The following is a 19,802-nucleotide window of genomic DNA, read 5'->3' as shown; positions in this document are numbered from 1 at the left end:
TAACTCTTTAGCGAGTGCCAACATTGCTTCATCTTTCATGGTAAACACCTTTTGTTTGACCCCAACAACGTTGGGGGTAGTTTAAGCGTTTACACAGTTTTATTTACAGTCTCACTGTAGGACTTGTCGCTGCAAGCTCAGTAGTTTCAGCTGGTTCTTCAGCTTGCTCATCTGCTTGTACTACCGTTTTCGGCTTTTTCTTTTCCTTTTTCTCTTTGTCTTTTTTATCCTTTTCTTTTTTGGATTTTTTCTTTTTCTTCGGCTCTTCTTCAATTTCAGCGCCATCTTCAATGGCTTGCCAATATTCAAGCTGCTCCATGACTGCAGCATAAATTGAGCCTTTACTATAACGTCCTTTTTTGTTGAGTTTGCCAACAGGACGTGCCATTAAAATTTCTAGGGCTTGGTCAATGGTATCAATGGCATGAATGTGGAATTGACCTTGTTCGACGGCTTCAATAACATCTTTGCGTAGCATTAAATGCTGCATGTTCTGGCGTGGGATAATCACGCCTTGCTTACCCGTTAAACCTTGTAGCTTACAGGCATCAAAGAAGCCTTCAATTTTTGCATTCACGCCACCAATTGGTTGTACCTGACCCAACTGGTTCATGGAACCTGTAATTGCCCAAGACTGATCAATTGGCAATTGGCTAATCGCTGAAATCAAAGCCGAGAGTTCTGCCACAGTCGCACTGTCACCATCGACTTGACCATAGCTTTGTTCAAAGGCGAGGGCAGCAGAAAAGTGCAAGATTTGTTCACGACCAAAATGCGCTTTTAAGAAACTGGCCATTAACAACACGCCTTTGGCATGTAATGACCCGCCAAGCTCTACACTGCGTTCAATGTCTAAAATGTCGCCACCGCCTTGGTAGACCGAAGCAGTTAAGCGAGAAGGTAATCCAAATTCGACATCGGCATAGTGAATCACCGACAAGGCATTGATTTGCCCTAAGCGATGGCCGCGTGTTTCGATTAACTGCGTACCACGCGATAAGTCCTGCCAATAGAGTTCACGCAAATAGCCTAAGCGATATTTGCGATGATCGAGCGCCGTATTGATATGCTGTTCGGAAACAGTTTTATCACCCGCTTGAGCCGCATGGTGATGTGACTCGCGAATTAGATCACCCAAGGTGAGGGCATGTAATGATAAAGAGCTTTGGTCTTCTGCCTGACGGCTTGAGTCGGTCAGCAATGCCGCTAAAGCAGAACGATCAAATGGCAACAATTTGTCAGATTGCACATAATCGGCAATCAGTTGCATATAGGCCTGCTCGTTTTCGTCATTACGTTGTAATGTATCGGTAAAGTCGGCACGGATTTTAAAGACACTGCCCAGTTCAGGTTCTAGCTCTAAAATTTCATAATAAATTTCAGGTTCTGCCAGTAAAATAACTTTAATATTCAGTGGAATGGCTTGTGGCTCAATGGAAATGCTGCCGGTTAAAGTCAGCATGTGCTCTAAAGAGGACAGTTTTAATTGCCCTGATTTTAAAGCACGTTTTAGTCCTTGCCATGCATAAGGCTGCTCAAGTAATTGCTCTGCTTCGAGCATCAGAAAACCGCCGTTAGCTTTGTGTAAGCTTCCTGCACGAATTAAAGTAAAGTCTGTGGTAATGGTGCCATTTTGCGTGAGTTGTTCCACATGCCCTAATAAATTGTAATGGGTGGGAAAATCTTCAAAAATAACAGGTACGCCACTGTTGGGTTTGTGAGTCACAATAATATTGGCTTGATAGCGCGCAGGAATACGGCTAAAGGTACCCGGACGAAAATCATCCTCTTCCTGTTCTAAAACAAACTCGACATTATTTACGATGTCTTCAGCATAGTACTGTAAATACTCGGTCAAGCCTTCTACATTCGGGTATTTGTTTTGAATAATATCAATGCGCGGCATCACCACTTGTTTGGCAATATCGCGGTTTAATTCCTGTACTTTGTCGCGTGCATCATCTTCTAGATCACCTAAATGCAAGCCCAAACGCTCTAGTTTTTTATTCATATAACGAATATTAGAGGCAATTTCTGCACGGGTTTTGCTGTCTAAAGCATTAATATCTTCCTTAGACATTTCTTGCATTTTGTCATTTTTAAGATGTACAGGTACGAAGCAATGTTCATCTTCCTGCGCAATCAGTTTTAAATCGAGTTCTTCACCTTCACTGGTCAGTTCAATTAAGGCTTGTTGCTGCTCATCGCCCGCTTGCTGACGAATCATTTCAATACGGTTGTGGTAGGTTTCGGCTGTAAAGCGGCGCTCGAGCTGTTTTAAAATGGTTTGCCAAGTCTGATGCAACAAACTTTGAAATTTAGGTGCTTGACCTGCAGGCAATTGCAAGGCCAGTGGCTGACGTGGATGCTTGAAATTATTGACATAAACCCAGTCATTTGGGGTAGGCATACTTTTGGCATGTTGCTGCAACAAACGCTTGACCATCGTGCGCTTGCCTAATCCTGCTGTGCCTACAGCAAAAATATTATAGCCAGAATATGGCAGGGAAATACCTGCCTCGACTGAAGCACGTGCCCGATCTTGTCCTAAAAAATTATTCAGTGGTTTAATGCGTCGGGTTGACGCTGGAATGTTGTCGTAATTGGGGATATGCGTCAGTTGTGATGCTTTTAATTGAGTCGTCTCTAGGGTTGTTTGAATTTCGCTTTGTTCAAAGGCAGAGCTGAGAAGCGGTTGTTGTGCGTCTTGCGTTGCTGTTGTTGTATTGGCTGTTATCGATGTATTGATTTGATCAAGTCTTTGGGTCACTGTAGAAATCCAAAACGAAATATTGCAGTTAGAGGGTTAAAGGTATACAGGTTTAATGAGAAAATTCAAGCTAAGCCGCCATTTTTACTACAAAATGACAAGGCACTTGTGGATAATTTCATAAATACTGTTGAAACAGAAGCTATTCCACGATTGAATAACAACAATTTGACTTAACAGAAAATAATAATCGCATGACCACACAAAGTACTGGGCAAACTTCAGCACAAAATACAGGATGGAAAGCTGCATTTACAGCATTTTTAGACCGCCGTGCGCTGATTATGCTGTTTTTAGGTTTCTCCGCAGGTATTCCAATTTTACTGATTTTTTCCAGTCTGTCGTTGTGGTTGGGCGAGGCAGGAATTGATAAAAGTGCAGTGACTTTCTTTAGTTGGGCCGCCTTGGGTTATTCCTTTAAATTTGTTTGGGCACCATTAATTGATGAATTGCCCGTTCCGTATTTAACCAAAAAATTAGGGCGTCGTCGGGCATGGTTGCTCATTGCACAATGTTTGATTATCTGTGCAATTGCAGTCATGGCATTTTCCGACCCTGCATTGGGGCAGGCACATTTATACCAAATGGCATTTGGCGCAGTATTACTCGGATTTTCTGCCGCCACGCAGGATATTGTCATTGATGCCTATCGTATTGAGTTGGCAGAAACCCAAATGCAAACCGTGTTGGCTTCGACCTATAACGCAGGTTACCGCATCGGGATGATTGTTGCGGGTGCGGGGGCTTTGTTTTTGGCTGCATCGTTAGGCACAGCTAAAGGCAACTATATTTACAGTGCATGGAAAGTGACTTATTTGGCCATGGCTGCGGTGATGTTGATTGGTATTGTCACCACCTTGATCATTCGTGAACCACAGGTAAATAGGGTCAATAAACATTATCAACGTCGTGACTATTTCCGTTTGGTGATGGTGTTTTTTGTCGCCGTATTCAGTTTTGTGTTGTGTTATGTCTTTTCTGGCAATTTAACTGAAGCCTTAAAACAACAATTTCAGCTGAAAGACGCATTTTTGTTATTCTGTTTGGAAGCATTGCGCTTTATTGCTTCAGGCGCTGCGGCAGTATTGATGGGCACTATTTTAGTCAAATGTGGTGCTGTGAATAAACAGATGGCCTTTGAAACATGGGTACATCCTGTTGCGGACTTCTTTAAGCGCTATGGCGTCAAACTGGCCCTAGTTTTATTGTTGTTGATTGGTTTTTATCGGGTTTCAGACATCATCGCTGGGGTAATTTCCAATGTGTTCTATCAAGACCTGAACTTTAGCAAAGAGCAAATTGCCGAAGCTGTTAAAGTGTATGGGGTGATTTTCAGTCTGCTGGGCGGCTTCTTGGGGGGCTTACTGGCACAGCGCATGAACATTATGAAACTGATGTTTGTTGGTGCAGTATTGGCTTCTTCAACCAACCTAATTTTTATTGGTCTAGTGAAGTCAGGGCAAGCGCTTAGTGATGTGCAAGTTTCAGTGGGGCAGCAACAATATCAGACTCAGGCCGATGAAGTGGGTTATTGGAAAGTTGCTGTACCAAGTCAGGTGTTGGCCACCCAACATGAAATTCAGGTACGTGCACATTATCAAACTGGCGATACACCATCACGTTTAGTGTCGATGCCTTATTTACAGCAGACAGCTACCGAAACTGCGCAATTACAGCTTTTACCACTAACTTCAGATAACACAATTTCCGTAGCAGAAAAGGCCAATAGCATTGTGGTACGTGGGCAATATGTGGGGCCTACTTTAACCGAGCAGCAAAAAATCGTGCTACAGCTAGATGGACAAAACTTTGATGCCAAGCTCGATGCTCAAGGTATGTTTACTGCAGCGATTACAGGGCAGCTTTTGGCAGATTCTGCAGCAAAGCAATTGACTGTGGTGTTGATGGATCAGCAACAGGTGCTACAGCAACACAGCCAAAGCTATAAAGTTGATTCAACGCAGGCTGCAGACACGACCTTGGATGTCGATATTCAGCCTTTGCCTGTGGTCAATACAGCATCAACCGAGATGGTAGAAATTCAGGGTAAAGTGATCAAACCATATAGCTCATTATGGTTATATTTTGCCATTATTGTTGATAACTTAGCTTCAGGTTTAGCAGGTGCTGCGTTTATTGCCTTTTTATCTAGTTTAACCAGTGTGTCTTTTACGGCAGTGCAATATGCGATTTTTAGCTCACTCATGACCCTGACCCCTAAGATTTTAGGCGGTTATTCGGGTACTATAGTGACCAATATTGGTTATCCAAACTTTTTCCTCATGACTACCTTAATTGGAATTCCAATTTTGATTTTAGTGGTGTGGGTGGCAAAGTTATTACGTGATCATCAAGCAACATCTTCAGACACGATTCAACAGAAGGATGAATAATATGCGCATGCTGCATACCATGTTACGTGTAGGTAATTTAGAGCAATCTTTAAAATTTTATACAGAAGTTTTAGGTATGACTTTGCTTCGTAAGCGTGATTATGAAGAAGGGCGTTTTACCTTGGCTTTCGTAGGTTATGGTGATGAAGAAAATCACACAGTTTTGGAACTGACTCATAACTGGGATACTCAAAGCTATGATTTAGGCAATGCTTATGGGCATATCGCGATTGCGGTAGAAGATGCTTACAAAGCCTGTGAAGAAATTAAGGCACGTGGTGGTAATGTCGTACGTGAAGCAGGGCCAATGAAAGGCGGTGTGACTGTAATCGCGTTTGTTGAAGACCCAGATGGTTATAAAGTTGAGCTGATTCAGCAAGATCAAAATGCACGTAATAACTAAGTGTAATGTGCAAAGCAGCAACAACTTGGCCTTAATTGCCTAATAAACTGAATGTTGTTCAGCATTCAGTTAAAAAATATTGAACATATTCTATAAATACTCGCTTTTTGAATATCGCCCAGTAAGATAAGTTTATCGAAAGGTAAATAAGTCGCTGGGCTTATTCATATCAATGAACCCTTTAAAAACAAAAATTAGGATGCTGCAATGTTGAAGTTATTGGCACTGGATCGCTTTACTATACTCTTATTTGTAATGGTTATCTTAGCCAGTGTGCTGCCTGTTTCTGGGCAGGCAGCCGATGTTTTTGCTGTGATTACAACAGTCGCTATTGCTATCTTATTCTTTTTGCACGGAGCAAAATTATCACGTGAAGCGGTGATTCAGGGCTTTATGCATTGGCAGTTACATGCTTTGGTATTTACATTTACCTTTGCGCTGTTTCCCATTCTAGGATTACTTGCCAAACCTGTTTTAGTGCCAATGCTCGGACAAGAGTTGTATTGGGGCTTTTTGTTTATGTGCTTTTTGCCTTCTACAGTACAGTCTTCCATTGCATTTACTTCAGTGGCGAAAGGCAATGTTGCCAGTGCTGTATGCAGTGCTTCATTTTCCAATTTGATTGGGATGTTTATCACCCCCATTTTAGTAGGCGTATTTATTCTGGGGCAGTCGGAACATGGTTTTGACCCGACCAACTCGATTATTCAAATTACTTTATTGCTGTTGGTGCCATTTATATTGGGACAGTTGCTGCGTCCTTATGTTTATCCTTATATGTTGAAATTGCCAAAATTGGTCAAAGTGTTTGATCAGGGTTCAATTTTGATGGTGGTTTATGGGGCATTTAGTGGGGCAGTCGTGGCGGGTTTATGGCATCAGGTGAGTGGTATGACCTTGCTGCTGTTAATTGTGGCGTGTTCAGTTTTATTGACTATTGTGATGTGGCTGGCATGGGTTGTACCTCAGTGGATGGGTTTTGCACGTGAAGATCAAATCGCAGCATTTTTTTGTAGTTCCAAAAAAACTTTGGCCAGCGGTGTGCCGATGGCGCAAATTTTATTTATTGGGCAGCCATTGGGTATGATAGTTTTACCCATCATGATTTTCCATCAAATTCAGCTCATGGTTTGCGGTGTGATAGCCAACGCGCTTGAGAAGCGGGCAGATTTGGCAGAGCAGTCAACATTAAATCCCAAAGAATAATTAGCTTTCAGCTATTTTATTCCGTATAATAATGCCCAACTTGTTGTGCTTAGCTCTGACGGTATCCGTCTCGGTGGGCCAAAAGAATGGTCTGTTATGGTGTTGGTCTGCTTTTTAGCACGTTCCTCATGTTTTATGAGAGTGACCAATTGCGATGACAGCATAAGCCTTCTTGAATCTTAGGAGTAATCGACGATGCGCGCCGATATTCACCCAAAATATGAAAAATTAGTTGCTACTTGCTCTTGCGGTAACGTAATCGAAACTCGTTCAGCTGTTGGTAAAGAAACTCTTTATCTTGACGTATGTTCTGCATGCCACCCGTTCTATACTGGTAAGCAAAAGAACGTTGACACTGGCGGTCGTATCGACAAGTTCAAACAACGTTTTGCTGGTATGTCACGTTCTATCAAACGTTAATATCCAGTACGAAAAAAACGGGCAATTTGCCCGTTTTTTTGTGCCTAGAATTTAGAGATAAAAGCATTCAAAAAAAAAGATTCAGAATAAAAAAATGAGACTGCTAAAACAGTCTCATTCATAAAATTGTTCTTTGCGCTAAGCGCTAAATGCAATGTACAAGACCTTATTGGTCTTGTACATCAATTAAATGATCCAGTTTTTTCTGGAAGTAATCACCCTGAATAAAGCGGGCATCAACATTCCATGCATTGGCAAACAGGTTCATATCATTTAAGTCACGTAGCAAAATCTCAATTGGCTTAATTTCGCTATATACGCTGAGTTGTTCCTGCAATTCCTGCGTAGATTGATCATCTGCCAGTTTTTCAATCAGGGCGCTGTGCAGGGTCAAGTAGTGAATATCAACTTGTTTTAAGATTGATTCACTGTAAATTGAATGACCAAAATCTCGTAGTGAAATTTCTGCACCGTGTTGACGTAATAAGCCGATTTGCTTTTGTGCATCGCCTAAGTTTTGACTAATATCTTCTTCTGAGAATTGTAAAATCAGTGGATGGCTGAGGCGACTACCAACAATGGTGATCAGTTTAGACACAAACTCAGGGAAACTGCGGTCTTGCAATAACACGTGTTTGTTTAAATTGACAATCAGTTTGGCTTCAGGATATTGAGTAATAAAGTTATGTAACTGTTTACATGCTTCTACCAAAATCCAGCGATCTAGCTTAATTGAAAGCTCAGGATCTTCTGCCAATTCAATCAGTCCCGCTAAGCTTTTCCATTCACTATTGAAAATAAAGCCACTGGTCACTTCATAAGTGTAAAGGTTAGTATCTTGCTTATCATACAATTGCTGATACTTCAGGTGGATTTCACCACGATCCAAACTTTGACGTAATGCAGTAATAATCGCAGGTTCATTAAATGACTGTGGAACTGCAGCAGATTCAATCGCATTTAAATTAGATTCACCAAATGACAAGTCTAATGCTAAACCTGAACTATTCTGATCTTGTGGGTTTGGTAAAGCATTGGCAAACCCTTGACTAATCAGCTGTTCAAAATTGGTTTCATCACGAATATCTTGATTTAGCAAGATATAGCCAATTCGTAAATTTAAAGGATAGGTGTGCTGATCTACCGTGAGTAATTGCGGCTTAGTCAGTGAATTCAGACCAATCAGTTTAGACTCTAAAATTGCAGTAGATTCAGCTTGGAATAACCCGACAACCAAACCATTACCCACTGTAAATAATGGCACATTGGTTTGTTCTTTTAAGAAGGTCTGAATATTGGCAAAGTAGTTTTTTGTGGTCAGCCAATCTGCTTGGAAAATAGCTTCAGGACAATTGGCCAAAGAGAACACGACCAAAGCATTTGCAATGGAGGGTTGTTTTGCCAAGGTGCGATTGACCAATTGATAGGTACTTTGCTTTGCTGCAGGCTTTTCACTTGTAGATGCCGCAGACGATGCAACATTTGCCGTAGAGGTTTCATTGTCTATGGTAATTTGCAAAGCATCGTCATCTGTTGCGGCAATAAACTCTACTTTAAGTGGATTTTGCTTGGCCAATAATGGATTTTGACTGTGAATGTCAAAACGACCATGGTCAAACTGCCCTTGACTGACTTTCTTAAAACGGAATTTAAAGTCGGTTACATCTTCAGGCTGTAACAGATCGAGTAGGGGTACGCCGATAATGTCATCTTCAGTTTTTAAACCAAACAGTTGTAAATATTCTGCATTGGCTTGTACGTGAATACCTTCTTGAATAATCGCAACAGCTTTGTTGCTGTCTTCCACCAAAGCCTGTGCCTGAATCTGTGCATTTTCAAGCTCAGTCATCAGTTGTTCTTGTGACTGCTGTAAGCGGCTAAAAGATAAGGCGCGAATTAAACCAAAATAGAAGCGTTCTGGAAAATCCAGGTTGACGATGTCATAAATGCCTTTACGAATATAGCTTGTATATTGCGTAGTATCATAGTCATCTGGTCTGAGCAGCAAAAGGGGCAGATTAGGTTGTTGAGAAGCACGAATTAAAGTCAGTGCCTGATCAACTTTAAGGTCATAAGCACGACCGAAAATGACTAAATCCCAAGTCAAATGTAGCTGTTTTTCAAAATTTTTAATGTCATCTAAAAGAATAGCCTGAACACGGTGCTCATTGGCAGTGAGTTGTTCACAAATTTGGTTAAAACGTATCTGGTTGTCATCGATTATGAGCAAACGCGTTTCAGTACGTTTTAACTTTTTAGACAAGAGTGGATTTCTCACTTTAATGCTTCCCATAAATCGTTATTTTTAACTTCATTCACTTGCTTTTGAATAAAACTATCTAAGACAGGCTGTCGTTGGTCATTCAACAACTCAAAATCAAAGCGCATAAAACTTTGGGTAATCAGGAGAGGTTTGATTAAGAAAACTTTGAGTTCTTCTTCCCCTAAGCGTAATTGTACGGTTTGTTTATCGCGCAATACTTGAATACCTGGCAAAACTAGGCTGGTGCTGACATCTTCAGCATCTGTACTTTGTACCAGTAATGCTGGATGGTAATGTCCTGTGTGTCGATCGGTTTTTACAAAAACAGCACAAGGGAATAGCTCTTGGGTTAAAATTTCCAAGCCAAGTTCTAAACTTTTTTCGGCAGATTGTTTAATCCAACGAATTACACCGCCACGCCATGGACTCTGATTATTTTCTTGAACTAAAATGAATTCGCCTGTTTTTAAATTTTTTGGTGTTTCGCCAGTCCATTTGATTCGGTAACCATTCACGCTAATGTCCAAAACATCGGCATTGTAAATTTGTTTGGTTTCACGATCTAAAGTTTTGATTGAGCTAATGTCTACCGATGAATTGGTGTGCATAGCATTGACAAAATGGCTTTCATTTTGGAATTGGTAGTTATCACCCAATACCAGTGTTTCGTTAAAATTCTTACCATTAGACAAATAAAAATGTGCAACGGTTAAACCAAAACAAATTTTAATCTGTGCAGAATATTCATAACGCTCATGCACACGCTCTGCAGTATTGGTCAAAATATTGTGCAGATGGAAATGCAAGGCAGGAGTGAGGAATAACCTCTCATTGCGTGAAAAATGTTCACCTTTGCGTCCCTGATTTTCATTTAAATGATCAAGTAAGGCTTGGGTAGAGATATAAATATCAGCGTTAAAACCATTGTTTTGGTGGCTGTTATATATTGGCGGATGATCTTTGCTTGAATCTACCACATAACGCGAAAGCGTGGTTTCTTTGGGTAAAATCTGAACCAATTTGGCCCAATCAAAACTGCATAAATACAAGCCTTGAATTTCTGCCGGACGAATTTGATGTGTATTAAAAATTTCCAACAAAATCAGTTGGGCATAGGCCTGAGCAATACTTACAAGTTGGTGCTGTGTACCTTGTAATTGATTAATATTATTTAAATAATAATGTTGTTGAATTGCAGTATCTAAAAGTTGATGTGCAATAACCCATTGATTAGGCAATGAGGGGCTATACAACATGTGTTGTTGGTAGCGTAGCAAAGCCAATTGTTGCAGTGCATAGTAGGTTGCTAAAATCCGAGCTGTTTGTAAGTTTTTCTTTAAGTTAAAGGCGAATAATGAAAATTTTTGCTGAGTGAGTTGTTGATGGCTGCGTCGCGCAATATCAATATACACTTTGGAAAAATGGCTACGTAATAACAAGGCCAATTCAATAATATGATCATTACGATCACTGCTAATCAAAGCTTGATTGAAAAAGTGTTTTTCCAAGCTAGTCAGCACATTTTCAAGTGTCGGATGAATAGCTTGAATTAAATCAAAACGTAAAGTTTCCTGACATTTCAGTTCAGAAATTTCTAAAAGGGCATTGAACAGGGCCTGAGAAGAATCCCCCAATTGTAAAATGGATAGGTCTGCTGCCCACGCCTGAATGCTTTTAACCGTATTTTGACAAAAACTCAATTGCTCCAGCTTTAGTTCGCTGGGAACCTGAAAAAGATCTGAAGTATTCATGTTCATGGTTGTTATTTAACTCAATAAGTTGAAACCCCAAAAAGCGGTGTCTTGTTTTTTTCGCCCGCAATTTCCCTAACGAGTTTAGGAACGAGATAGCCTGGCAAGTTCGCTAAAAGCTCTTTATAAATATGATCAATGTCAGATGACATTAGATCAAAATGATGTGCTCCTTTTACTTTATCTAACACATGTAAATAGTAAGGCATCACCCCCGCATCAAATAGACGATAGCTTAAATCAACCAAGACCTGAGCAGTATTATTGACCCCATTTAATAATACTGCTTGATTCAGAACGGTGATGTTTTGCTCAACTAACTTAGCAAGATTTGCACAAGTAAAGTCATCTAATTCTGATGCGTGGTTCGAGTGTACCACCAGAATAATACGCAGCCTACTGTTTTTTAGTAAGGAAATCAGCGTTTCATCGACACGGTTGGGGATTACGATCGGAACTCGTGAATGAATTCTCAAAAATTTTATTTGTTGAACAGATGATAAACGCTCAATCCAGATTTGTAATTTACGGTTAGATAGAGTGAGAGGATCACCACCACTTAAAATCACTTCGTTAATGTCAGGTTGACTTTCGATATAGGCTTTAATGTTGTCCCAATCTTCAGTTTTTGGCAGATTTTCCTGATAGGGAAAGTGTCTGCGGAAACAATATCGACAATGTACTGCACAGGCACCCGTCAGGGTCAGTAAAAAGCGGGATTTGTATTTGTGTAATACCCCAGGTTGTTGATTAGCTTGTTCTTCACCTAAAGGATCGGTCACAAAGCCAGGATGATCTTCAAGCTCTAAATGATGTGGTAAAACCTGAAGTAGCAAAGGGTCGAGCGGATTGCCTTTTTGTATTTTTTGTACAAAAGCGCGTGGTACACGCAATTTAAACTGCTCAGATGCCAAGAGTGCGCCAGAAAGTAATTGCTGTTCAGACAGCTCCAAAATATTTAACAATTCGTGTGGGTCGGTGATCAAGTCACTGAGTTGAGATTGCCAGTTTTGCTCTTGGTACAGGTAATTGATCATGCCAAAAAATTTAAATATAAGAAAAAAGCGGAACAGAAAATACTCAGAAATAGGAGAGTCGTTTTCTAAATTTAAGGGTTAAATTACTGCGTAAAATAAATCTTTAAGATTTAAATCACAGTAAAGCAGTCGATTTTACCGATATCTTGAAGTGATCGGTAGTGGATTTTCATTGCTTCATTATGGCTTGCTCATTTACAATACGCCCGATGAAAAAAAGATGTCGTAGGGCTGCCAATATGTTCAGTATTCGTTTGCGGCTCAAATTACGGCATAAATAGTTAAGTTAGTCAGTTTGGAGTGTGCCAGTCATGGCCTATTATTCTACGAATGATTTCAAGTCAGGCCTTAAGGTTATGCTTGATGGTAACCCATGTTCAATCATGGAAAATGAATATGTAAAGCCAGGTAAAGGTCAAGCGTTTAACCGCGTAAAACTTCGTAACCTTCGTTCTGGTAAAGTTTTAGAAAAAACATTTAAGTCTGGTGACTCATTAGAAGCCGCTGACATTGTAGAAGTGGAAATGGAATATCTCTACAACGATGGCGAAATGTGGAACTTTATGGACCCTGTTTCTTTTGAACAAATTGCTGCAGATAAAACCGCAATGGGCGATGCTGCAAAATGGTTGAAAGACGATTCAAACGAAAAATGTACCATTATGTTGTTCAACGGCGTGCCTTTAACAGTTAATGCGCCAAACTTCGTGGTATTGAAAATTGTAGAAACTGATCCAGGTGTACGTGGTGACACTTCTGGCGGTGGCGGTAAACCAGCGAAATTAGAAACAGGTGCAGTGGTACGTGTTCCTTTATTCGTACAGCAAGAAGAAAGCGTTCGTGTAGATACCCGTACAGGTGAATACCTAGAACGTGCATAATGGTTTATTTATAAACGATTATTGAAAAAGGGGGAGTGATCTAGATCATTCCCCCTTTTTTGTTGATTTGATTATATGGTAAAAGAATAGGTGAAAAATAAAATAAAAGGAGCAACATCACACAAGGAATCTCGGAAATTAAGCTTCATCTCGAAAAATAGTAAATGCTTAAAATGTAACAATAAAGAGAGAGTGACATGGAATCAGTTCAACCGAAGTCAGGCCTGACTTCAAAAATTATATGGCTCTTGGTTGCCGTACTGGGTGCAGTGTCTTTCGGGATTTTAGCACTCAGTAGAGGTGAACACGTCAATGCAGTCTGGTTGGTTTTAGCCGCAGTCTGTGTCTATAGCATCGCATATCGTTTCTACAGTTTATTTATTGCCACCAAAGTCTTTGAATTAAATGAACGACGTTTAACCCCTGCACATCGTTTGGCAGATGGTTTGGATTATGTGCCGACCAATAAAGGCGTGCTGTTCGGGCACCATTTTGCGGCCATTGCAGGTGCAGGTCCTTTAGTCGGGCCTATTCTCGCTGCACAAATGGGATATTTGCCAGGGACTATTTGGCTTTTGGTGGGCGTAGTGTTGGCGGGTGCAGTACAGGACTTTTTGGTATTGTTTATTTCGACCCGTCGTGATGGTCGCTCTTTGGGTGAAATGGCCAAGCAAGAACTCGGTTCATTTGCAGGTGTGATTGTCATGCTCGGTGCATTGGGTGTGATGGTGATTATTCTTGCTGTGCTGGCGCTAGTCGTGGTTAAAGCCTTAACCAATAGCCCGTGGGGTGTATTTAGTATTGCAGCCACCATCCCAATTGCAATTTTTATGGGCATTTATATGCGCTTTATCCGCCCAGGGAAAATTGCAGAGGTCTCCATTATTGGTTTTGTACTGATGATGATGGGTATTATCTACGGTGAAAATGTAGCACAACATCCCTATTGGGGCCCACTGTTTACCCTAAGTGGTACAGAGCTGACTTGGTGCTTAATTGCTTACGGTTTTATTGCCTCAGTATTGCCTGTGTGGTTACTGTTGGCGCCACGTGATTATTTATCTACCTTCTTAAAAATTGGTGTGATTGCAGGTTTGGCTGTCGGGATTGTATTTGCAATGCCTGAAATGAAAATGCCTGCCGTGACACAATTTATTGATGGTACTGGCCCTGTTTTTGCGGGTTCGATGTTTCCTTTCTTATTTATTACGATTGCTTGTGGTGCGATCTCGGGTTTCCACGCACTGGTTTCTTCAGGCACGACCCCTAAACTGGTCAATAACGAAAAAGACATTCGTGTGATTGGTTATGGCGGCATGTTGATGGAATCTTTTGTTGCCATTATGGCAATGATTTGTGCCACTGTGCTTGATCCAGGAGTGTATTTTGCTATCAATGCGCCTGTTGCCGTTTTAGGCACCACTGTTGAAAGTGCAGCAGAAGCAGTACGCAACTTAGGTTTTGTGGTTAGTCCTGAAGCTTTGACCATTTTGGCAAAAGAAGTGGGCGAAAGTTCAATTCTGTCACGTACAGGCGGTGCGCCAACTTTTGCAATTGGTATGGCACATATCATCACGGAAATTTTTAATAACCGTTCGATGATGGCGTTCTGGTATCACTTTGCAATTTTATTTGAGGCCTTATTTATTTTAACTGCAGTGGATGCAGGTACACGTGCTTGCCGTTTTATGGTGCAAGACACAGTGGGTATTGTGATTCCTGCAGTGAAAAATTCACATAACTTCTTTGGCAACTTACTCGGTACTGCAGTGGCGGTAGCAGGTTGGGGCTTCTTCGTCTATCAAGGTGTGGTCGATCCGCTAGGTGGTATTAACAGCTTATGGCCACTGTTCGGGATTGGTAACCAGATTTTGGCAGCGATGGCGCTTATTTTAGGTACAGCCATTTTGTTTAAAATGAAAAAAGAAAAATACGTTTGGGTCACTATCGTTCCAACCGTTTTCTTATTCATTACTTCAATGACCGCAGGTTGGCAAAAGATTTTCCACGATAACCCTAAAATTGGTTTCTTGGCGCAGGCAGACCGTTTTAGTGCAGCAATTCAGCGCAATGAAATTTTGGCACCTGCAAAAACAGTGACCGAAATGCAAACGATTGTGATGTCCAATCAAATTAATGCTGTGTTATGTGGCTTCTTTATGATTGTAGCTTTTGTGATGTTATTTGCTGCAATTGGAGTGATTCGTCGTGCATTGGCAAGTCCAACGCCAACTGTTAATGAAGCTGAAGCGATTTATCGTGATCCTGAAACCATTCAACCAAATGGCGGCCATTAAGGAGCAATTACATGATTAATTTAAAATTTGCACAACATGGCAAAACCGTGGTGTATAAAATTATTAAAATGACCATTATGTCGCAAAAGGATTTGATTCTGAATCCTAAAAACTGGTCAAGAATTGCAACACTTTGGCAGCGTTTGCAACAAAGCTTTCGTTTGATGGTAGGTGTGCCTGATTATCAAAATTATTTGGAACACATGCAGAAGCATCATCCAGATTTGGAAGCCATGGATGCCAAAACTTTCTATCGCTATTGTGTCGATGCACGTTATCCATCGGCCAAAGGTGGTTTGAAAAAATGTCCTTGTTGATGGCTGTTTAGTAGTTTCAGCAGGTTGAGCGGTGTTTTGAAAAGTGCCTGAAAGGTGAATCAGAATATCTCTAGGATTTCTTTGGAAATTTAAGAAAACGGTGTATGTTAAAACATACGCCGTTTTTTATTGGGGAATAGGGGGAGTGACTGTGATTTGGGGTAAGGAAAAAGTTCAAACGCAACAACACACACAAACACAGCAGCAACTACAACAACAAGTTGAATCTTATGCCGCCAAAATTCAGTCGTTCTTGACTGAAATTAATACGATTATTTTAGATAAAGAACAACAAACCAAACTTGCATTGAGCTGTCTACTGGCAGGTGGGCATGTGCTTTTTGAAGATTTACCTGGTTTGGGTAAAACCACCTTATCTAGTGCTTTGGCACATTTGGCAGGGCTGAAATTCCAACGTATTCAATTTACCAATGACATGCTGGCCAGTGATGTGATTGGGGTGAATATGTTTAATCAAAAAGAACATCAATTTGAGTTTAAACAAGGTCCAATTTTTACCCAAATTTTATTGGCCGATGAAATTAACCGTTGTTCGCCTAAAACTCAAAGTGCCTTACTCGAAGCCATGGAAGAGGGTGCAGTTACGGTAGATGGCGTACGTTATGTATTGCCACAACCTTTCTGGGTAATCGCCACGCAAAACCCGCTGTTTCAAAGTGGTACTTATGCCTTGCCTGAATCACAGCTAGATCGTTTTTTGATGCGTTTATCTTTAGGATATCCGTCACGTTTTGCAGAAAAAATGCTGCTACAGCAAAACTCCAGACATGCTTTAATTACCAGCTTGGCACATATTTTTACTGAAACCGAAATTTTAAACTTGCAGAAACTTGTGACAGACATCTACGTTTCAGAAGCGGCTTTAGAATATTTGCTAGATTTGGCTGCAGAAACCCGCAAAGAACGTCATGGTTTATCTACCCGAGGGGTTTTGGCTTTAAAGAAAGCAGCCCAAGCACACGCTTTAATTGAACAGCGTAGCTTTGTAAGTGCCGATGATATACAAGCGGTATTTGTGGCCGTTGCAGCACATCGTATCGGACTCAATGAAGCAGAAGCTTTGCATGTGATGCAACAGGTCAAAGTGAGTTAGTGTCATCATGTTAAAGCAGGCATGGCAAAACTGGATCAATTCACGCTTTAAATTTGAACGAAGCAAAACCCTTCAGCAAAAAGATATTTTGGTGTTTATCTATCAGCAAGGTTATTTGTATTTGGTACTAATTTTGATCACCTTCATAGCAGGTGTGAATTATGGCAATAACCTGATATTAGGTTTTTGCTTTTTGATCAGTGCCATTTTATGCATTAGTTTTTATTTAACTTTTAAGCAATTACATGACTTGCAGATTGAGGTGTTGACCACAGAAGTGGGGCAAGTCGGTGAAGCTTTGCAATTACAATTGCATTTCAAACAAGACTTTGCCCAAGCACGTTATTTATGGATTAAGATAGACACACAATTAGAAAAAGTCCTGATTCAAGAACTGAAACAACAGCATCAACTGACCATTTATGCAGAGCAACGCGGACGACTGGATTATCCAAATCTGCAAATTTACTCGGTTTATCCTTTTGGCTTAGTACGTGCGTGGACGTACTTAAACTTGACTCGTCATGCTTGGATTGCACCACGTAGCATGTCTTTTCGTGCTGAAAATAAACAGCAACAGCAAAGCTTTCAACCTGACTTAGATGAATTTCGTGAGCTACGTGATTTCCAAACGGGCGATTCTTTACAAGCCGTATCGTGGAAGCAAGCAGCACGTGGTCAAGGTTTGTATGTCAAAGTATTTGAACAATATCAAGACCAGCATCATATCGATATTGCTTATGAACACATGCCTGCAACATCGCATGAAGAAAAATTAAGTTTGATGATGGGTTTAGTAGAGCAATGCGAACAACAACAGTTGATTTATGCCATGTTTTTACCACATGCGACGCTTGAAAAAGGGATAGGCGAGCGACAGTTTAAACAGGCTAGAATCCTTTTGGCACAGGCTTAATGACGATGCATACTTCAATTCAGCAATCGATTTTACTCAGTTTATTTCTGATTTTAATCGCACATCTGCAGTTTAGTCCGTTGGCGTTGAGTGTAATTTTTGCCCTTATGTGGCTGATATTGTTTGTGCATTATCGAAAAAAAACAGCACGTATTTCTAAAACCTTAACCTTTGCTTTGACCATTGCTGCTTTAATCAGTATTTTTCTCAGTTATAAAACGCTGATTGGTGTAGATGCTGGAGTGGCATTATTAAGCACATTCTTATTTGCCAAAGCCTTAGAAAGTCACAATAAACGCGACCTGATTATTTTATTTAACTTTGCCTTATTCGTAAGTGCGAGTTCCTTTTTATATAGCCAAAGTATGTGGATGACGGCAATTGTCATTTTATGTTTATTAAGCTGTTTGATTGGATTGTATCGGATTCAGAAAAGTGAATTTGCTGATACCTTACGCAACACAACTAAACAAGATGCCAAAAATGATTTAAAGCATGTCGCTAAATTTATTGCATACGCTTTACCATTTTTTCTGTTGCTGTTTTTATTTTTTCCACGCTTACCACCATTGTGGCACGTACCTATACCAGAGGCCAAAGGCGTGACGGGAATTAGCGATACGATGTCACCTGGAGATATTGCCGAATTATCGCAATCTTCTGCTTTGGCGTTTCGTATTGTGGGAAATATGCAGCAACTTCCGCCACGTTCAAAACTTTACTGGCGGGCGATGGTGCTAGATCAATACGATGGCCGAACCTGGACCAGTAATTTTAGCAATCACCAACCAATCCAAGTCACGCAATTACAGTCCGAACAAACGAAGTTTGAATATCAATACATTGCAGCAGACCCACGAGTGCAATGGGTGATGGCACTAGAAAAATCTATACCCAACCAACAGGGTTATCTGTTGCGCCGTGACTGGAGTATTATTCCACAGCGGCAAAGTGGCAGAATTCAACCCATAGCTCTACAGTGGGTGGGTGAGTCTGCACAAATTCAGGGTGATCATGGACAGAGTGAGCGCTATCGACAATTTAGTCAGCGCTTAAATGTTCAAGTACGCACTCAATCTGATCCGCAGGCACAGCAATTTGCCATGCAGATGTTTGCACAAAGTCAGCAACAGCCTGAACGCTACGTACAAAATGTGTTGCAATGGTATCGTGATCAGGGCTTTAGCTATACCTTGAAACCTGGAACATTGGGACAGCATCGGGTAGATGAATTTCTGTTTCAGTCCAAGCAGGGTTTTTGTGAACACTATGCTTCTAGTTTTGCTTTGCTGATGCGCTATGTTGGAATTCCTGCGCGTGTGGTGGTGGGTTATCAGGGAGGGGAACTAGCACCTGATGCACAAAGTTGGGAAGTGCGCCAGCAAGATGCACATGCTTGGACAGAAGTGATGTTGAATCAGCAGTGGGTGCGTATAGACCCGACGGCAATCATTGCTCCACAACGTATTGATGGAGGCATGCAAAACCTGATGGCCGAAGATCGCACTATATTGGGCGATAATGCGCAAATTTGGCAGTACCAACATTCAAATTTGATTCGCAATTTGCGTGTGTGGAGTGATTACGCCAGTTATCAATGGCAGAGTAAGGTGGTGGGCTATGATGCAACATCTCAACGTCATTGGTTTGGGCGATTGGGTTTGGATTCGAGTTATGCATTGGTGATCGTGCTAATTTCGGGTATTGCGCTGTTGTTACTCGCATACTTTGGTTGGATTTATTGGAAAAAGCATCAGAACAGTTCTAGGGTTGATCGAGCTTTGCAGAGGTTTTCCAAAACTTTACCATTGGAGTTACAAAAACAGGATGCTGAAACTGTAACTGCGTGGATGCAGCGCTTGGCAGAGCTTGTGGATGATGATGAGCAAGCAGCTTTTAAGCGGCTTGCTTTGTGGTATCAACGCTATATTTATGCTGTGGATTCTCAGCCTGTTTCTGAATCGTTATTTTTTGATTTGCTTAAAACTTGTGCGGATGCTTTAAAAAAGCGTAGAAAGGACTTGTCTTAAAAAA

General features: G+C 40.9%; 14 protein-coding genes. 10 read left to right on the top strand and 4 right to left on the bottom strand.

The annotated features are described in order from the left end of the window. Positions 1-103 precede the first annotated feature (103 nt). On the bottom strand, positions 104-2,737 hold the full coding sequence (locus HHA41_RS09975; protein ID WP_354667275.1) for an ATP-binding protein: 2,634 nt from the start codon (positions 2,735-2,737) through the stop codon (positions 104-106). 227 nt (positions 2,738-2,964) lie between these two features. Between HHA41_RS09975 and HHA41_RS09970 the strand changes: the two genes are divergently transcribed. The 4 genes from HHA41_RS09970 (at position 2,965) to rpmE (ending at position 7,192) form a co-directional block, all read left to right on the top strand. Further along, positions 2,965-5,163 carry an MFS transporter gene (locus tag HHA41_RS09970; RefSeq protein WP_168461575.1) on the top strand — a complete coding sequence of 733 codons (2,199 nt, stop codon included), beginning with the start codon at positions 2,965-2,967 and terminating at the stop codon, positions 5,161-5,163. 1 nt (position 5,164) lies between these two features. Next, the gene (gene gloA / locus HHA41_RS09965) at positions 5,165-5,566 is read left to right on the top strand and encodes a lactoylglutathione lyase (protein WP_168418196.1); all 402 of its coding nucleotides are present in this window, start codon (positions 5,165-5,167) and stop codon (positions 5,564-5,566) included. Positions 5,567-5,773: 207 nt separating this feature from the next. Beyond that, a complete protein-coding gene (locus HHA41_RS09960) occupies positions 5,774-6,772 on the top strand; it encodes a bile acid:sodium symporter family protein (protein ID WP_168461573.1) in 999 nt (332 codons plus the stop codon). 195 nt (positions 6,773-6,967) lie between these two features. Then, a complete protein-coding gene (gene rpmE / locus HHA41_RS09955) occupies positions 6,968-7,192 on the top strand; it encodes a 50S ribosomal protein L31 (protein WP_004971624.1) in 225 nt (74 codons plus the stop codon). A 166-nt stretch (positions 7,193-7,358) separates the two neighbouring features. Here the strand turns inward: rpmE and HHA41_RS09950 are convergent, their stop codons facing one another. Genes HHA41_RS09950 through epmB form a run of 3 tightly spaced genes read right to left on the bottom strand, consistent with a single transcriptional unit; the run spans position 7,359 to position 12,243 of the window. After that, positions 7,359-9,485, bottom strand: coding sequence for an EAL domain-containing protein (locus tag HHA41_RS09950; RefSeq protein ID WP_168461571.1), 2,127 nt, complete (start codon positions 9,483-9,485; stop codon positions 7,359-7,361). Next, on the bottom strand, positions 9,467-11,212 hold the full coding sequence (locus HHA41_RS09945; protein ID WP_168461569.1) for a GTPase: 1,746 nt from the start codon (positions 11,210-11,212) through the stop codon (positions 9,467-9,469). Before HHA41_RS09945 ends, HHA41_RS09950 begins: the two co-directional genes overlap by 19 nt. 14 nt (positions 11,213-11,226) lie before the next feature. Further along, positions 11,227-12,243, bottom strand: coding sequence for an EF-P beta-lysylation protein EpmB (gene epmB / locus HHA41_RS09940; RefSeq protein ID WP_168461567.1), 1,017 nt, complete (start codon positions 12,241-12,243; stop codon positions 11,227-11,229). 311 nt (positions 12,244-12,554) lie between these two features. On the opposite strand from epmB, the gene efp reads away from it, so the two are divergent. The 6 genes from efp to HHA41_RS09910 all read left to right on the top strand — a co-directional run bounded on the left by efp (position 12,555) and on the right by HHA41_RS09910 (position 19,798). Next, the gene (gene efp / locus HHA41_RS09935) at positions 12,555-13,124 is read left to right on the top strand and encodes an elongation factor P (protein WP_004971615.1); all 570 of its coding nucleotides are present in this window, start codon (positions 12,555-12,557) and stop codon (positions 13,122-13,124) included. A gap of 197 nt (positions 13,125-13,321) precedes the next feature. Continuing rightward, positions 13,322-15,421 carry a carbon starvation CstA family protein gene (locus HHA41_RS09930; protein ID WP_168461565.1) on the top strand — a complete coding sequence of 700 codons (2,100 nt, stop codon included), beginning with the start codon at positions 13,322-13,324 and terminating at the stop codon, positions 15,419-15,421. Positions 15,422-15,432: 11 nt separating this feature from the next. Next, positions 15,433-15,738 carry a YbdD/YjiX family protein gene (locus HHA41_RS09925; protein ID WP_168418202.1) on the top strand — a complete coding sequence of 102 codons (306 nt, stop codon included), beginning with the start codon at positions 15,433-15,435 and terminating at the stop codon, positions 15,736-15,738. 151 nt (positions 15,739-15,889) lie between these two features. Next, a complete protein-coding gene (locus HHA41_RS09920; protein ID WP_168461581.1) occupies positions 15,890-16,852 on the top strand; it encodes an AAA family ATPase in 963 nt (320 codons plus the stop codon). Between the two features lie 7 nt (positions 16,853-16,859). Continuing rightward, complete coding sequence (locus HHA41_RS09915; RefSeq protein WP_168418203.1) at positions 16,860-17,768, top strand: DUF58 domain-containing protein; 909 nt, start codon at positions 16,860-16,862, stop codon at positions 17,766-17,768. 5 nt (positions 17,769-17,773) lie between these two features. Beyond that, the gene (locus HHA41_RS09910) at positions 17,774-19,798 is read left to right on the top strand and encodes a DUF3488 and transglutaminase-like domain-containing protein (RefSeq protein ID WP_168461563.1); all 2,025 of its coding nucleotides are present in this window, start codon (positions 17,774-17,776) and stop codon (positions 19,796-19,798) included. Positions 19,799-19,802: the final 4 nt, after the last annotated feature.

It is taken from the genome of Acinetobacter sp. A1, from assembly GCF_012371315.1.
GTDB lineage: Bacteria > Pseudomonadota > Gammaproteobacteria > Pseudomonadales > Moraxellaceae > Acinetobacter.
The sequence above is the reverse complement of the archived record's forward strand: the minus strand, read 5'-3'. Positions and strand labels throughout refer to the sequence as shown.

What these genes read in the sequence shown, in the direction of transcription:
- HHA41_RS09970 (WP_168461575.1), top strand. Translation starts at nt 2,965, where the DNA reads ATGACCACACAAAGTACTGGGCAAACTTCAGCACAAAATACAGGATGG.
- gloA (WP_168418196.1), top strand. Translation starts at nt 5,165, where the DNA reads ATGCGCATGCTGCATACCATGTTACGTGTAGGTAATTTAGAGCAATCT.
- HHA41_RS09960 (WP_168461573.1), top strand. Translation starts at nt 5,774, where the DNA reads ATGTTGAAGTTATTGGCACTGGATCGCTTTACTATACTCTTATTTGTA.
- rpmE (WP_004971624.1), top strand. Translation starts at nt 6,968, where the DNA reads ATGCGCGCCGATATTCACCCAAAATATGAAAAATTAGTTGCTACTTGC.
- HHA41_RS09950 (WP_168461571.1), bottom strand. Translation starts at nt 9,485, where the DNA reads ATGGGAAGCATTAAAGTGAGAAATCCACTCTTGTCTAAAAAGTTAAAA.
- HHA41_RS09945 (WP_168461569.1), bottom strand. Translation starts at nt 11,212, where the DNA reads ATGAACATGAATACTTCAGATCTTTTTCAGGTTCCCAGCGAACTAAAG.
- epmB (WP_168461567.1), bottom strand. Translation starts at nt 12,243, where the DNA reads ATGATCAATTACCTGTACCAAGAGCAAAACTGGCAATCTCAACTCAGT.
- efp (WP_004971615.1), top strand. Translation starts at nt 12,555, where the DNA reads ATGGCCTATTATTCTACGAATGATTTCAAGTCAGGCCTTAAGGTTATG.
- HHA41_RS09930 (WP_168461565.1), top strand. Translation starts at nt 13,322, where the DNA reads ATGGAATCAGTTCAACCGAAGTCAGGCCTGACTTCAAAAATTATATGG.
- HHA41_RS09925 (WP_168418202.1), top strand. Translation starts at nt 15,433, where the DNA reads ATGATTAATTTAAAATTTGCACAACATGGCAAAACCGTGGTGTATAAA.
- HHA41_RS09915 (WP_168418203.1), top strand. Translation starts at nt 16,860, where the DNA reads ATGTTAAAGCAGGCATGGCAAAACTGGATCAATTCACGCTTTAAATTT.
- HHA41_RS09910 (WP_168461563.1), top strand. Translation starts at nt 17,774, where the DNA reads ATGCATACTTCAATTCAGCAATCGATTTTACTCAGTTTATTTCTGATT.